The sequence below is a fragment of the Thalassobaculum sp. genome (genome assembly GCF_965223715.1).
In the GTDB taxonomy this organism is placed as follows: Bacteria; Pseudomonadota; Alphaproteobacteria; order Thalassobaculales; family Thalassobaculaceae; genus Thalassobaculum.
Map to the genome: position 1 here is coordinate 3,544,142 of NZ_OZ245012.1, position 13,972 is coordinate 3,558,113.

Annotated in this window: 11 protein-coding genes; 8 read left to right on the top strand and 3 right to left on the bottom strand. The window is 69.7% G+C overall.

Going from position 1 to position 13,972, the window contains the following annotated elements:
* The first annotated feature begins 265 nt into the window (after window positions 1-265).
* From ACOQOP_RS16380 to ACOQOP_RS16415, 8 genes are all read left to right on the top strand, one after another.
* Complete coding sequence (locus tag ACOQOP_RS16380; protein WP_420562885.1) at window positions 266-1,357, top strand: efflux RND transporter periplasmic adaptor subunit; 1,092 nt, start codon at window positions 266-268, stop codon at window positions 1,355-1,357.
* A 1-nt stretch (window position 1,358) separates the two neighbouring features.
* Entirely contained in the window at window positions 1,359-4,442 is a 3,084-nt protein-coding gene (locus tag ACOQOP_RS16385; RefSeq protein ID WP_420562886.1) for an efflux RND transporter permease subunit, read from the top strand.
* A gap of 88 nt (window positions 4,443-4,530) precedes the next feature.
* The gene (locus tag ACOQOP_RS16390; protein WP_420562887.1) at window positions 4,531-5,610 is read left to right on the top strand and encodes a phosphotransferase family protein; all 1,080 of its coding nucleotides are present in this window, start codon (window positions 4,531-4,533) and stop codon (window positions 5,608-5,610) included.
* A 53-nt stretch (window positions 5,611-5,663) separates the two neighbouring features.
* Window positions 5,664-6,845, top strand: a complete 1,182-nt coding sequence (locus tag ACOQOP_RS16395) for an acyl-CoA dehydrogenase family protein (RefSeq protein ID WP_420562888.1) — start codon at window positions 5,664-5,666, stop codon at window positions 6,843-6,845.
* Window positions 6,846-6,905: 60 nt separating this feature from the next.
* A complete protein-coding gene (locus tag ACOQOP_RS16400) occupies window positions 6,906-8,522 on the top strand; it encodes an acyl-CoA synthetase (RefSeq protein WP_420562889.1) in 1,617 nt (538 codons plus the stop codon).
* Entirely contained in the window at window positions 8,523-9,263 is a 741-nt protein-coding gene (locus tag ACOQOP_RS16405; protein ID WP_420562890.1) for a FadR/GntR family transcriptional regulator, read from the top strand.
* A gap of 38 nt (window positions 9,264-9,301) precedes the next feature.
* On the top strand, window positions 9,302-9,754 hold the full coding sequence (locus ACOQOP_RS16410) for a DUF2946 family protein (RefSeq protein ID WP_420562891.1): 453 nt from the start codon (window positions 9,302-9,304) through the stop codon (window positions 9,752-9,754).
* An 85-nt stretch (window positions 9,755-9,839) separates the two neighbouring features.
* Window positions 9,840-10,850 (top strand): DUF1775 domain-containing protein, encoded by a 1,011-nt coding sequence (locus tag ACOQOP_RS16415; RefSeq protein ID WP_420562892.1) that lies wholly within the window; start codon window positions 9,840-9,842, stop codon window positions 10,848-10,850.
* Between the two features lie 51 nt (window positions 10,851-10,901).
* On the opposite strand, the gene metC is transcribed toward ACOQOP_RS16415, so the two are convergent.
* The 3 genes from metC to ACOQOP_RS16430 form a co-directional block, all read right to left on the bottom strand.
* Window positions 10,902-12,065 (bottom strand): cystathionine beta-lyase, encoded by a 1,164-nt coding sequence (metC, locus tag ACOQOP_RS16420; protein ID WP_420562893.1) that lies wholly within the window; start codon window positions 12,063-12,065, stop codon window positions 10,902-10,904.
* A 99-nt stretch (window positions 12,066-12,164) separates the two neighbouring features.
* A complete protein-coding gene (locus ACOQOP_RS16425; RefSeq protein WP_420562894.1) occupies window positions 12,165-13,040 on the bottom strand; it encodes a LysR substrate-binding domain-containing protein in 876 nt (291 codons plus the stop codon).
* A 38-nt stretch (window positions 13,041-13,078) separates the two neighbouring features.
* Window positions 13,079-13,972, bottom strand: a complete 894-nt coding sequence (locus ACOQOP_RS16430; RefSeq protein WP_420562895.1) for a LysR family transcriptional regulator — start codon at window positions 13,970-13,972, stop codon at window positions 13,079-13,081.

A 13,972-nucleotide genomic window follows, 5' to 3' on the forward strand; every position in this document is an offset into this window, starting at 1 on the left:
GACCGACAGGTCCCGACCGAGACGGCCGGCGGCGTCCGATCCCTAGGCGCCTGCTCCGTCGACCGGGGGAGGGGGCATATCCCCACGCCGTCCCCTCCCCCGTGTTGACGGATTTTTCTCAGGAATTCAAAAGGTTGTTCGCGGCCGAACCGGGGCATTGCCCGGGCAGATGACGAATACGAGACCGTCCGTTTGGCAGCTTGCGGGTGTTTGAGGTTCGGCTGTACCTTTTTCCGTGGTTCTCCTCGGAAATCGGGTTGCCGCAATGGGTAGACGATCGTTCTGGATCGCGCTGAGTATCGCCGTTGTCGCAGCCGGCGCCGGAACCTATTGGCTGGTCGAGACCGGCCAGCTTGCCCTTGAGCCGGCCCCGCCCGCCAAGGCGCAGACGGCGACGCCCGAACGGGCGACGACCGTGGAGGCCGCCCCCGTCATCGTGGATACGGTCGAGGACACGATCCACGCGGTCGGTACCCTGCGCCCGAACGAGGCGGTCGTCGTGTCGCCGGAGATCGCCGGCCGCATCGACAGCATCGGCTTCAACGAAGGCGACCGGGTCAACCAGGGTGACGTGCTGATCGAGCTGGATTCCGAGATCCTGCGCGCCGAGCTGGCCAAGGCCGAGTCCGACATGACCCTGGCGGAGGCGAACCGGGACCGCGCCATGACCCTGGCCAAGCAAGGGACCGGCACCCTGCGCGCCCGCGACGAGGCGGTCGCCGCCTACCGTGTCGCCCAGGCCAACCGCGAGCTGGCCCAAGCCCGTCTCGGCAAGGCGACGATCGAGGCCCCCTTCTCCGGCATCCTCGGCTTCCGCACCGTCAGCGTCGGCGCCTATGTGACGCCCGGCGACACGCTGGTGGAGCTGGCGGATATCGACCCGATCAAGGTCGACTTCCGGGTGCCGGAACTGGTGTTGTCCGAGATCCGCCGCGGCCAGACCATCCGGGTGCTGGTCGACGCCGTCCCGGGAACCACCTTCGACGGCACGGTCTACGCCATCGACCCGGTGGTGGACGAGAACGGCCGCGCCATCCGCATGCGCGCCGAGGTCCCCAACCCGGACGGCATCCTGTTCCCCGGCCTGTTCGCCCGGGTCCATATCCTGGCCGCCCGGCGCGAGAATGCCGTGCTGGTCCCGGAATCCTCGGTCTTCGCCCGCGGCGGCGGCCAGTACGTCTACCGCGTCATCGATGGCAAGGCGGCCCTGACCCGGGTGGAACTCGGCCAGCGGCGGCCGGGCGAGGTGGAGATCCTGGAAGGCCTCGACGCCGGCGACGTGGTGATCACCGCCGGCCACGAGAAGGCCCGCGACAAGGGCAGCGTCGACGTGCTGACAAGCGGAGGCACGAGCTGAGATGGGCGCCTTCGAGTTCTTCATCCGCCGCCCGGTCTTCGCCACGGTCGTCAGCCTGATCGTCGCCCTGGTCGGGCTGGTCTCCTACAATCAGCTCACGGTCCGCGAATACCCGAACATCGACGAGCCGGTGGTCTCCGTGCGCACCGACTATCCGGGGGCGAGCGCGCAGATCATCGAGACCCAGGTCTCCCAGGTGCTTGAAGGCTCGATCGCCGGCATCGAGGGCATCGAGATCCTGACCTCCTCCAGCAAGCCCGAGCAGAGCCAGATCACCGTGCGCTTCCGCCTCGGCGTGGATCCGGACGTGGCCGCCAGCGACGTGCGCGACCGGGTCGCCCGCGTCCGCGGACGGCTGCCGGACGAGGTGGAGGAGCCGGTCATCGCCAAGGTTGAGGCGGACGCCCAGGCGATCATCTTCCTCGCCTTCACCAGCGACCGGCACACGCCGATCCAGATCTCCGACTATGCCGACCGCTACGTCCGCGACGGCCTGCAGAACCTGCCCGGCGTGGCAGAGGTGCGGATCTTCGGCGAACGGCGCTACGCCATGCGCATCTGGGTCGACCGCGAGCGGCTCGCCGCCTACCGGCTGACCACCCAGGACATCGAGGACGCCCTGCGCCAGCAGAATGTCGAGGTGCCCGCCGGCCGGATCGAGAGCATCGACCGGGAGTTCACCGTCCTGTCCGAGACCGGGCTGGTCACCCCGGAGCAGTTCGAGCGCATCGTGATCAAGGATGTGGACGGGTTCCCGGTCCGCATGCGCGACGTCGCCCGGGTGGAGCTCGGCCCGCAGGACGAGCGGCGCGTGACCCGGTTCAACGGCGACAACGCCGTGATCCTGGGCATCGTCAAGCAGGCGACCGCAAATCCGCTCGATGTGTCGAACGCCATGGCCGAGGTGATGCCGGCCCTGACCGACAGCCTGCCCCAGGGCATGGCGGTCAAGATCGCCTATGACAGGTCGGTCTTCATCGACCGCTCCATCGAGGCGGTCTACGAGACCATCCTGGAGGCCATCGGCCTGGTGGTCATCGTCATCTTCTTCTTCCTGCGCTCCTTCCGCGCCACGCTGATCCCGCTGGTGACCATCCCGGTCTCGCTGATCGGCGCCTTCACGCTGATGAGCATCCTGGGCTTCTCGATCAACACCCTGACCCTGCTGGCCATGGTGCTGGCCATCGGCCTGGTGGTGGACGACGCCATCGTGGTGCTGGAGAACATCCACCGCCATGTGGAGAACGGCCTGAAGCCGATCCGGGCGGCGATCATCGGCATCAAGGAGATCGCCGGCGCCGTCGTCGCCATGACCCTGACCCTGGCCGCCGTCTACATCCCCGTGGCCTTCACCCCCGGCCGCACGGGCACCCTGTTTGCGGAGTTCGCCCTGACCCTGGCCGGATCGGTTCTGGTCTCCGGCTTCGTCGCCCTGACGCTGAGCCCGATGATGTGCTCGCGGCTGCTGAAGAACCACGAGAAGCACGGCACCCTGTACAATGTGCTGGAACGCGGGCTGAACGCGCTCAACAACGGCTACCGCAGCCTCCTGACCCTGAGCCTGAAGGCGCGGCCCCTGGTGATCCTGCTGGCCCTGGGCGTGGCCGGGTGCAGCTACGTGCTGCTGACCGGGCTGAAGTCGGAGCTGGCGCCGATCGAGGACCGCGGGGTGCTGTTCACCGCCGGCAACGCGCCCGAGGGCTCGACCGTCACCTTCACCAGCCGTTACGCCGAGCAGTTCGAGGACATGCTGGGCAAGATCCCGGAGGTCGAGCATTACTTCGTGATCGTCGGCTCCCGGGCGGTGACCGAGCTGATCTCCTTCTCCCAGCTCACCCCCTGGGAGGAGCGCGAGCGTACCCAGATGGAGATCGTGCGCGGCGTCCAGCCGGAGCTCCGCCAGATCGCCGGCGTGCGCGCCTTCGCCAACAACCCCGGCTCCTTCGGCCAGAGCGCGCGCAACAAGCCGATCGAGTTCGTGATCCAGACCTCCGACAGCTACGAGCAGCTCGACGAGTATGTGGGCAAGGTCATCGCCGAGGCGGAGAAGTTCCCCGGCCTGATCAACCTGGACAGCGACCTGCGCCTGAACAAGCCGCAGCTCTCCGTCGAGATGGACCGCGAGCGGGTAGCCGATACCGGTGCCGGCGTGCTCACCGTCGGGCGCACCCTGGAGACCCTGCTGGGCGGCCGGCTGGTCACCCGCTTCAACCAGAACGGCGAACAGTACGACGTCATCGTCCAGATGGCCCCGGACGACCGGCGCACGGTCAGCGACCTGAACGACATCTACGTCCATGGCCGCGGCGGCGCCGACATCCAGCTCTCCAACCTGGTCACCGTGCGCGAGACGGTGGCGCCGAAGGAGCTGAACCGCTTCAACCAGTTCCGCTCCGCCACCATCACCGGCAACCTGGCACCCGGCTATTCGCTCGGCGAGGGGCTGGACGTGCTGGAGGAGGCGGCGAAGACCGTGCTGCCGACCACCGTGCGCTACGACTTCGCCGGCGAGTCGCGGGAGTTCAAGCAGACCGGCAGCAACCTGGTCTTCGTCTTCATCCTGGCGCTGTGCTTCATCTTCCTGGTGCTGGCCGCCCAGTTCGAAAGCTTCATCGACCCGATCATCATCATGGTCACGGTGCCGCTGTCGATGACCGGCGCCCTGCTGGCGCTGGAACTCAGCGGCGGCACGCTGAACATCTACAGCCAGGTCGGGCTGGTCACCCTCATCGGACTGATCAGCAAGCACGGCATCCTCATCGTGCAGTTCGCCAACCAGCTCCAGGACGAGGGCAAGTCCCTGCACGAGGCGGTGGTGGAAGCCGCCGTGCTGCGGCTGCGGCCGATCCTGATGACCACGGGCGCGATGGTCTCCGGCGCGATCCCACTGGCACTCGCCCACGGGGCCGGTGCCGAGAGCCGGCAGGAGATCGGCTGGGTCATCGTCGGCGGCATGAGCCTGGGCACCGTCCTGACCCTGTTCGTGGTCCCGGCGGTCTATACCCTGCTGTCCCGCCGCAAGGCGGCCCAGCACGACGAGGCCCCCGCCAAGGCAGACGCCCCGGCCGCCGCCCCCGCCGAATAACCCAACGCAGACCGGATACCCGGCACCGGCCGCCTGTCGGCACGGATTCGTGCTTGCGTCGGTGGCCTGATCTGCGCAGATTTTCGGTATGATTGTCGGACAAAAAAATGACGCTGCTTCCAGCGCGGAGCCCTGGCCCTTCGCGCCGGAGCCGCTGGCGGCCTTCCTGGCCGTTTCGGGCCGGACTCTCGACCTGGACGCCCCGGCGCAGCGCTTTTCGGGCGGGCTCGCCAACCTGAACTACCGGATCTCCATCGACGGCAAGCCGGCCGTGTTGCGGCGCGCGCCTTCCGGCCCGCTGCCGCCCGGCGCCCATGACATGGCGCGCGAACATCGGGTACTGTCCGCCCTGTCACCGGCCTTCCCCCTGGCGCCGGACAGCCTGGCGCTGTGCGAGGACCCGGAGGTGCTGGGCGCGCCGTTCCAGATTCTGGAATACCGCCAGGGCCGCACGGTGCGCGGCGACGACCTGAGCGTGCTGGCACCCGGCGAGGACCTGCCCGGCACCCTCTGCGACCTGCTGGCCCGGCCGCTCGCCGACCTGCACGCGGTCGATCCGGACGCCTGCGGCCTCGGCGATCTCGGCCGGCCCGAAGGCTTCGTCGCCCGCAATGCCGCCCGCTGGTCGGCCCGGGGCGCGGAACTGGCCGAGGGCCGGGCGGAGGCGACCCTCGCCGCCGAGATCGCCGTGTGGCTGAACAACAGGCTCGCCGGTTGGGACCGCGCCGAGGTCTCGCTCCTGCATTGCGACGTCAAGCTCGACAACATGATCCTCGCCCCCGACCGGCTGACCCCGGTGGGGATCGTCGACTGGGACATGGCGACGCGGGGCGAACCGCTGTTCGACCTCGCCACCCTGCTCAGCTACTGGTCGGAGCCGGGCGACCCGGACTGCCTGCGCGACCTCGGCCAGATGCCGACCGCCCTGCCCGGTTTCCCGTCGCGCCGGGACATGGCGGAGGCCTATGCCAGGGCCAGCGGCCGCAGCCTCGACGGGCTGGACGACCTCTACGTGCTCTGCCTGTTCAAGCTGTCGGCGATCTTCCTGCAGCTTCACGCCCGCTGGAAATCGGGTGCGATCGGGGATGACCGCTACGCCCGGTTCGAACGGCTGGGATTCGATCTGATGACGCATACCTGGGACGTCGCGCGGGGCGCGGCGGATTGATGCGGCCAACAAGGCCGCCGAAATAAGGCCCGTACCATAAGGGATGGAAACCGATGGACTTCTCGACACCCGACCATATCCAGGACCTGGTGAAGCGCACCCGGACCTTCATCGCCGATGAGATCATCCCGTACGAAAAGGACCCGCGCTGGGGCGAGCACGGCCCGAGCGAGGACCTGCGCGCCGAGATGAACGAAAAGGCCAAGGCGGCCAGCCTGTTCGCGCCGCACGCGCCCAAGGAGTTCGGCGGCCTCGGCCTCTCCCACCTGGAGCGGTCCTGGGTGTTCGAGGAGGCGGGGTATTCCCTGCTCGGCCCGTCCGCCATGCATTGCGGCGCGCCGGACGAGGGCAACATCCACCTGCTGAACGAGGTCGCCAGCCCGGAGCAACGCGAGAAGTACCTGAAGCCGCTGTGCCAGGGTGCCCGCTCCTGTTTCGCGATGACCGAGCCGGACGGTGCGGGCGCCGACCCGACCATGCTGGCCACCACCGCGACGGTCGACGGCAATGGCTACGTCATCAACGGCAGGAAGTGGTTCATCACCGGGGCCAAGGACAGCACCTTCGTCATCATCATGGCGAAGATCGAGGGCGGCCCCCATGACGGCGAGGCCACCATGTTCCTCGCCCCCATGGACGATCCGGCGATCGTGCTGGAGAGCCAGATGGACACGCTGGACACCAGCTTCGCCGGCGGCCACTGGAACATGCGCTTCGACGATCTGCGGGTCGACGGCGACGCCGTGCTCGGCGCGCCGGGGGCCGGGTTCCGCTACGCCCAGGTCCGCCTGGCGCCGGCCCGGCTGACCCACTGCATGCGCTGGCTGGGATCCGCGCGGCGCGCCCACGACACCGCCTGCGACTACGCCAACACCCGCATGGCCTTCGGCCAGGTCCTCGGCAAGCACGAGGGCGTGGGCTTCATGCTGGCCGACAACGAGATGGACATGCGCACCGCCCGCCTCTCCCTGCAGCAGGCCTCCTGGCTGCTCGACCAGGGCGACCGGGCGGCGGAGGAAAGCTCCATGGCCAAGGTCCAGTGCTCGGAGGCGATCTGGCGGATCGTCGACAACTCGGTCCAGGTGCTCGGCGGGGCTGGCACCAGCGCCCATCTGCCGGTGGAGCGGATCTTCCGCGAGGTCCGCGGCTTCCGGATCTATGACGGCCCGTCCGAGGTGCATCGGTGGTCGCTGGCCCGCAAGGCGCTGAAGCGGGCGGCGGCACGCAACGGCTGAGGCCAACCGGCCCGTCCAGACCGTCGGCAAGGCGGCAGCGGGGCGCAGAGGAGGAAACCGATGGCACAGGCAGCACCGGGGGATCGAGAGGGCGACAGGTTCGACTGGGCGATCCCGGAGACGTTCAACTTCGCCACCGACGTGGTCGACCGCTGGGCCGCCGAGGGCGACCCGCTGGCGCTGATCTGGCAGAACGCCGCCGGGGACGAGCGCCGGTTCCGCTTTTCCGACATCTCCCGTCTGACCAAGCGGGTCGCCCACGCGATGCGCGAGGCCGGCATCGGCAAGGGCGACCGGGTGCTGATCGTCATGCCGCGCATTCCGGAGTGGCAGATCTCCCTGGTCGCCGCCATGCGGATCGGGGCGGTGCCGATCCCCTGCATCGAGATGCTGACCGCCCGCGAGATCGCCTATCGCGCCGAGCATTCGGGCGCCGTCGCCGTGGTCTGCCGCGCCGCGCATGCGGAGAAGATCGAGCCGGGCCTTGAAGGGGTGTCGATCCGCTTCAGCACCGGCCCGCGCGCCGGCTGGCGGGACATGACCGAAGCCTATGACCGGCCGGAGGAAGCCGAAGCCGCCACCGTCGCCGCCGACGAGCCGGCGATGATGTATTACACGTCGGGCTCCACCGGATATCCCAAGGGCGTGGTCCATGCCGCCCGCGCGGTCTTCGGCTGGCGCTATGCGGCGCGGTTCTGGCTCGACCTACGGCCGGGCGAGCGGATCTGGTGCGGAGCGGATACCGGCTGGTCCAAGGCCGGCACCAGCGTCCTGATCGGCCCCTGGTCGGAAGGCGCCACCAGCTTCCACTATGACGGCCCGTTCGACCCGGCCGAGCGGCTGCGGCTGCTGGCGGAACACCGGATCACCGTCTACTGCGCGCCGGCGACGGAGCTGTACCGGGTTGTGCAGGAAGATATCGCCGCCCATGACCTCTCGGCCCTGCGCCGCACCGTGTCGGCGGGCGAGGCGATGAACCCGGTGGTCGCCGCCAAATGGACCAAGGCGACCGGCGTGCCGGTGGCCGAGGCCTACGGCCAGACCGAGACGCTGATGACCGCCCTGACCACCACCGACGTGGAGCCCAAGCTCGGCTCCATGGGCAGGGCCGCGCCCGGCCTCACCCTGGCCGTGATCGGCGATGACGGCCACCGCCTGCCGGACGGCGAGGTCGGTCATGTCGCCCTGCTCACCCCGTGTCCGACCATGATGCTCGGCTACTGGAACGACGCGGAGCGCACCGAGCAGAGCCATGTGGTCGGTCCAGAGGGCCGCTGGTTCCTCACCGGCGACCTCGCCTCCCGGGATGCGGATGGGTACTTCTGGTACGAGGGCCGCTCCGATGACGTGATCAACTCCGCCGGCTACCGCATCGGGCCGATCGAGGTGGAGAACGCGGTGCTGGAGCACGAGGCGGTGCAGGAATGCGCCGTGGTCGGCGCGCCGGACGCCGAGCGCGGCGAGGTGGTGAAGGCCTATATCGTGCTGAAGCGGGGCGTCACACCGGACGACGCCCTGGTCGCCGACATCCAGAACCACGTCAAACGGGTCGCCTCGCCCTACAAGTATCCACGCCGGATCGAGTTCCGCGACGAGTTGCCGAAGGGCCATACCGGCAAGGTGCTGCGCCGCGCCCTGCGCGACGAGGCCCGCGCCCAAGCCAAGGCGGCACCCTGAATGGCGGGCATCTTCTCCCTCGACCCGATCCAGACCGAGCCGGCCTACCGGATCGCCGCCCGCGCCCTGCGCGAGAAGATCGTCAGCGGTGAGATCGCCGTCGGCAGCACCCTGCCCTCCGAAATGGCGATGGCGGCGCTGCTGAGCGTGAACCGCTCCACGGTGCGCGAGGCGATCCGTTCCCTGGAAGAGACCGGGGTGGTGGCGCGGCGGCCAGGCGGCAAGAAGCTGTTCGTCACCGCCCCTCCGCCTGAGACGCTGAGCGACCGGATGACCACCGCCATGGTGCTGCACAAGGTCACGGTGGAGGAACTGTGGCGCTCCATGCTGGTGCTGGAGCCGGGGACGGCGGCGCTGGCGGCGCAGCACGCCACCGAGGCGCAGCTCTCCGCCCTGGACGCGAACCTCGCGGCGACCCGAAGCCATGTGCACGACCCGGCCGCCATCCCGGCCCTCGACCTCGCCTTCCACGACCTGATCGCCGAGGCCAGCGGCAACCGGGCGATCCAGCTTGCCCGTCAGCCGCTGGGCGCCCTGTTCTATCCGGCCTTCGAGCAGATCTTCCAGCACCTGGACGCAGGCTCCCGCATGTTCGACGCGCACCGGGCGATCGTCGATGCGCTGAAGGCCCGCGACGCCGCCACGGCCGAGGAGTGGATGCGCAAGCACATCGTCGATTTCCGCCGCGGCTGGGAACTGGCCGGGCTCGACCTCTCCGCACCCGTGAGTGCGGCGCCCTGACCCTTGGAGCCTTTCGCGCGATGCAGTAGGGTCCGGCCATGATCGGACGGACCCCGAAATCGGGCCGCCGCCCCTGGGCGAAGCGGCGTTACGGATGGCGCGACATCGCCGCCGTGCTGGGGGTCTATGCGATCGTCCTGCAGCTCGGTCTCGGCATCGTCGCGGGGCTGGCCGGCGACTCCATCGCCCGGGAGCAGCAGGCCGCCGGCGACGATACCGGCGCACTCGCCCTGCAGATCTGTTCCCCCGCCGGACTGATCCTGCTGGCCACCGGCGAGAACGACCACGACGCGCCGCGCCGGGGTGCGCCGGTCTGTCCGGGCTGCCTGTTCGCCCATGCCGGACCGATCCCGCCGCAGACCTCCGTCGCCGACCTGCCGGAGCCAATTTGCCGGACGCCGATGCCGCCGGTCGCGGACAGCGACATCCCGGCACCGCTGGAGCGCATCACCGCCCTCAATCCGCGCGCGCCGCCTCTGCTTTCCGCCTGACACCCCCGACCGCGGGCGGCCCCTGTCGCGCGCAAGGTTTCAGCGGCCCGCGACGACGCGCGCCGAATGACGGAAAGCCATGACCATGACCTCCAAGACCCTCTTCTCCCTCGCCCTGCTGGGCGCCGCCTTCTCCGCCACCCCGGCCCTGGCCCATGCCTCGCTGGAGACCGGCCAGATTGCCGCCGGCTCCACCTACAAGGCGGTGATGCGCATCCCGCACGGCTGCAAGGGCCTGCCGACCATCGCGCTCACCATCGACCTGCCGGAAGGCGTGATCGCCGCCAAACCGATGCCGAAGCCCGGCTGGACGGTCGAGACCGTGCGGGGCGCCTATGGCAAGACCTATGACTATTACGGCACGCCGATGAGCGAGGGCGTGACGCAGATCCGCTGGTCGGGCGGCGAACTGCCCGACGATTTCTATGACGAGTTCGTGTTCCGCGCCCGTATCACCGGCGACCTGGCGGACACGACGGTCGCCTTCCCGACCACCCAGTTCTGCCCCGAAGGCCAGCAGGTGGCCTGGACCGAGATCGCGGCTCCGGGGCAGAACCCGCATGACCTCGCCCATCCGGCCCCGACCCTGACCGTGGTCGCCGCCGCCGAGAAGGCCGGTCACGGGCACGGCCATAATCATGGCGCCATGCAGATGGCCCAGGCCGGCGATCTGACCATCGACAGTCCCTTCGCCCGCGCCACGGCCGGGCCGGCCAGGAACGGCGCCGCCTTCCTGACCGTCAAGAATGCCGGTGTGGAAGCCGACCGTCTGGTCGGCGCCAAGGCGCCGGTCGCCGACCGGGTCGAGCTGCACACCCACCTGCATGAGAACGGCGTGATGAAGATGCGCCAGATCGAGGCGGTTGAGGTGCCGGCCGGCGGCGAGGCCGCCCTGCAGCCGGGCGGCGACCACGTCATGATGATGGGCCTGAAGGCGCCGCTGAAGGAGGGTGAGAGCTTCCCGCTGACCCTGATCTTCGAGAAGGCCGGCGAGGTGACGGTCGATGTCATGATCGGCGGCGTCGGCGCCATGGAGGGCCAGGACCACGGCGGCCATGGCAATCACGGCGGCCACGGCATGAAGAAGAGCAACTGAGCCCTCACCCACCACTGGCTTCCCGGACCCGCTCCGGGAAGCCGGTTTCGTTCAGCCGGCGAACACCGCCAGCATCGCCTCGATATCGGCCCAGAGATCGTCGGGATCCTCCAGGCCGATATTGATGCGGATCAGGCCGCTCTCGTACGGCCAGGGAACCGCCACCCGGTCGCCCTTCACAGCGGCGGGCGCGATCAGGCTGCGGGTGCCGCCCCAGGACGCGCCGATGGCGAAGACCTTGAGCGCCGACAGGGCCGGTTCCATCCGCGCCTCGAGCCCCGGCTTCAACACGATGCTGAACACGCTGGCCGACCCGGCGAAGTCCCGCTTCCAGACCTCGTGCCCCGGGCAGGACGGCAGCGCCGGGTGCAGCACGGTCTCCACCGCCGGGTGCGCGGCAAGACGACGGGCGAAGTCCTCGGACACCCGGCCCATATGGGCCAGCCGAACCGCCATCGTCTCCAGCCCGCGCAGGGCGAGCGACGCCTCGTCCGGCGACACGCCGATGCCGAGATCGCGCATCACCAGCTTGATCCGGTCGCGCAGGGCCACATCCGCCACGGTGATCGAGCCCATGAGCAGGTCGGAATGGCCACCCACGTATTTCGTCAGTGCCTCCACCGCGACATCCACGCCATGGGCCAGCGGCTTGAACAGCAGCGGCGTGGCCCAGGTGTTGTCGCAGCCGACCAGCACGCCCTTCGCCTTCGCCGCGGCGGCGATGGCCGGGACGTCCTGCACCTCCATGGTGCCGGAGCCGGGGGACTCGACCCAGACCAGCTTGGTCTCCGGCCGGATCAGCGTGTCGATACCGCCGCCGATCATCGGGTCGTAGATCGTGTGCTCGACACCGCGCGGGGCGAGGTAGTTGCGGCACAGGCTTCGGACCGGGCCATAGGCATGGTCGGGGATCAGCACATGGTCGCCCGGCTCCAGCACCGTCAGCATCACCATGCTGATCGCCGCCTGGCCCGACGGCACCAGGATGGTGCGCGCCCCGCCATGCAGCGCGGTGAGCTGCGCCTCCAGGATGCGCGTGGTTGGCGTGCCGTGCATGCCGTAGGTGTAGTCGTCGAAGCCGCGCTTGCTGCGGTCCAGGAAGGACTGGCCGTCGGGATAGACGATGGTCGACGCCCGGTAGGTCGGCACGGCGAGGCTGGCATAGCCGTCGAGCTTGGCGGGCGGGTGTTGGACGCAGCGGGTCTGGTCGCGCATGGGGATCTCCTCGGTGGATCCCCTCCGTGCTACCGCGCGGGAACCGTCGGGTACACTGACCGGAGCGCATGACTTCATGCGCGAGGCTGATGGTATCCGCTACCGGGCCGCCATCAGCGCGTCGATGAAGTCACGCACGATCTCCGATTTCGGCCGGTCGGAAGGCAGGATCAGCAGGCTGCGGATCGGCACCGCCGGCGCGAACGGCCGCAGCGCCACCCGCGACCCGTCCAGCCCCTCGGCCGCCGCCGGGCTGATCAGGCCGACCCCCACCCCTTCGGCGACCAGTGCGTGGAGGGTGGAGGCGTAGATCGTCTCCACCACGATCTCCGGCAGCACCTTCTCCGCCTCCAGCAGGGCATCGAGACGCTGGCGCCCCCGATCCTCCGGCACATAGGCGACGAACGGCACGCCGTGGAAATCGGCCGGCGTGATCACCGGCTTGTCCGCCAGCGGATGGCCGACCGGAATGGCGCAGAGCGCGTCCCGCGTGAGAAAGGTCTGGGAGGTGACGCCGGTCACGTCGATCTCGTCGGCGGCGAGGCCCAGGTCGAACTGGCCGGAGGCGACCAGGTCGCGCACCTCCCGCGACGACAGCACAAGCAGGGTCACCCGCACCGCCGGATGGGTCTTGCGGAAGGCGGCGATGGCGCGCGGCACCAGCGAGCCGCCCAGCGCCGAGAGCGAGGCGACCCTCAGCTCCCCCGACCCGCGGTCGCGGATCCTGGCGGCCGAGGCGCGGATCGTGTCGATCCCCTGGAACGCCGCCTCCACGTCCTGGTACAGCAGCCGCGCCTCGGGCGTGGGCACCAGCCGGTTGCGGATGCGGGCGAACAGGGCGAAGCCGACGGAGCGTTCCAGCTCCGCCAGGGTGCGGCTGACCGCCGGCTGGGTGACCCCCAGGGTCTCCGCCGCCCGCGAGGCGGTACCGCAGCGCATCACCGCCGCGAAGGTCTCGATCTGACGCAGGTTCATGGCCAAGCTTCCGCCCGTTCGCCCCACCTATAGCCGCATCAGCCAATCAGGTACGACAGGAAAGCCTCCGCCGAGGTCGACAGGGCGGCCCGTTCGCGCACGCCCACCAGGAACGGCCGGCGCGACCAGTCCTCCGACAGGGGGATGACGGCGATCCCGTCCACCTCGGCATAGGGGGCGGCGACCGCCTGGGGCAGGATGCCGATTCCGAGCCCGGCCGCCGCCATCCGTCGCACCGCCTCGAAGCTGCGCACCCGGAAGGCCACGGTCAGCGGATGGCCCGCCTCGTCGGCCCGCTGGCAGACCTGGGCGAAGAGCGAGCTGCCGTCCTCCAGCCCGATATGCGGCTCGTCGAACAGCTCGCGCAGGGCGAGCGACCCGGCATCGGCCAACCGGTGTCCGGCGGGCACGACGACGCAGAGGGAGTCGGTACGGAACGGGAAGGCCTGCAGACCCTCATGGGCCACGGAGGCGGCGAAGATGCCGATATCCACATGGCCCTCCAGCACGTCGCGCACGATGTCGCCCGACACGCCCTCGCGCACCTCGAAGCGGATCTCCGGCGCGGCCGTGCGGAAGCGGGAGAACAGGTCGGGCAGAAACTGGTTCACGGCGGACGGGTTGGCCGCCACCCGCACCAGCCCGCGCGCGCCGTCGGAGAACTCGGCCATGTCCTCGCTCACCCGCTCGGCCAGCCGCAGAAGATTGGCGGCATGGGCGGCCAGCACCCGGCCGGCCGGGGTCGGCTCCACGCCGCGGATGTCGCGGTAGAGCAGGCGGGTACCGAACTGGTGCTCCAGGTCGGCGATGCGCCGGCTGACGGCGGAGATCGCGATATGGGCCTCGGCCGAGGCGGCGGAGAGCGAACCGAGCCGGACCGCCGCCTCGAACAGGCGCAGGGAGGTCAGACCGAGATCCGACCGGGATGTCAC

What these genes read in the sequence shown, in the direction of transcription:
- ACOQOP_RS16405 (WP_420562890.1), top strand. Translation starts at nt 8,523, where the DNA reads ATGGCGGGCATCTTCTCCCTCGACCCGATCCAGACCGAGCCGGCCTAC.
- ACOQOP_RS16410 (WP_420562891.1), top strand. Translation starts at nt 9,302, where the DNA reads ATGATCGGACGGACCCCGAAATCGGGCCGCCGCCCCTGGGCGAAGCGG.
- ACOQOP_RS16400 (WP_420562889.1), top strand. Translation starts at nt 6,906, where the DNA reads ATGGCACAGGCAGCACCGGGGGATCGAGAGGGCGACAGGTTCGACTGG.
- ACOQOP_RS16390 (WP_420562887.1), top strand. Translation starts at nt 4,531, where the DNA reads ATGATTGTCGGACAAAAAAATGACGCTGCTTCCAGCGCGGAGCCCTGG.
- ACOQOP_RS16415 (WP_420562892.1), top strand. Translation starts at nt 9,840, where the DNA reads ATGACCTCCAAGACCCTCTTCTCCCTCGCCCTGCTGGGCGCCGCCTTC.
- ACOQOP_RS16395 (WP_420562888.1), top strand. Translation starts at nt 5,664, where the DNA reads ATGGACTTCTCGACACCCGACCATATCCAGGACCTGGTGAAGCGCACC.
- ACOQOP_RS16425 (WP_420562894.1), bottom strand. Translation starts at nt 13,040, where the DNA reads ATGAACCTGCGTCAGATCGAGACCTTCGCGGCGGTGATGCGCTGCGGT.
- metC (WP_420562893.1), bottom strand. Translation starts at nt 12,065, where the DNA reads ATGCGCGACCAGACCCGCTGCGTCCAACACCCGCCCGCCAAGCTCGAC.
- ACOQOP_RS16385 (WP_420562886.1), top strand. Translation starts at nt 1,359, where the DNA reads ATGGGCGCCTTCGAGTTCTTCATCCGCCGCCCGGTCTTCGCCACGGTC.
- ACOQOP_RS16380 (WP_420562885.1), top strand. Translation starts at nt 266, where the DNA reads ATGGGTAGACGATCGTTCTGGATCGCGCTGAGTATCGCCGTTGTCGCA.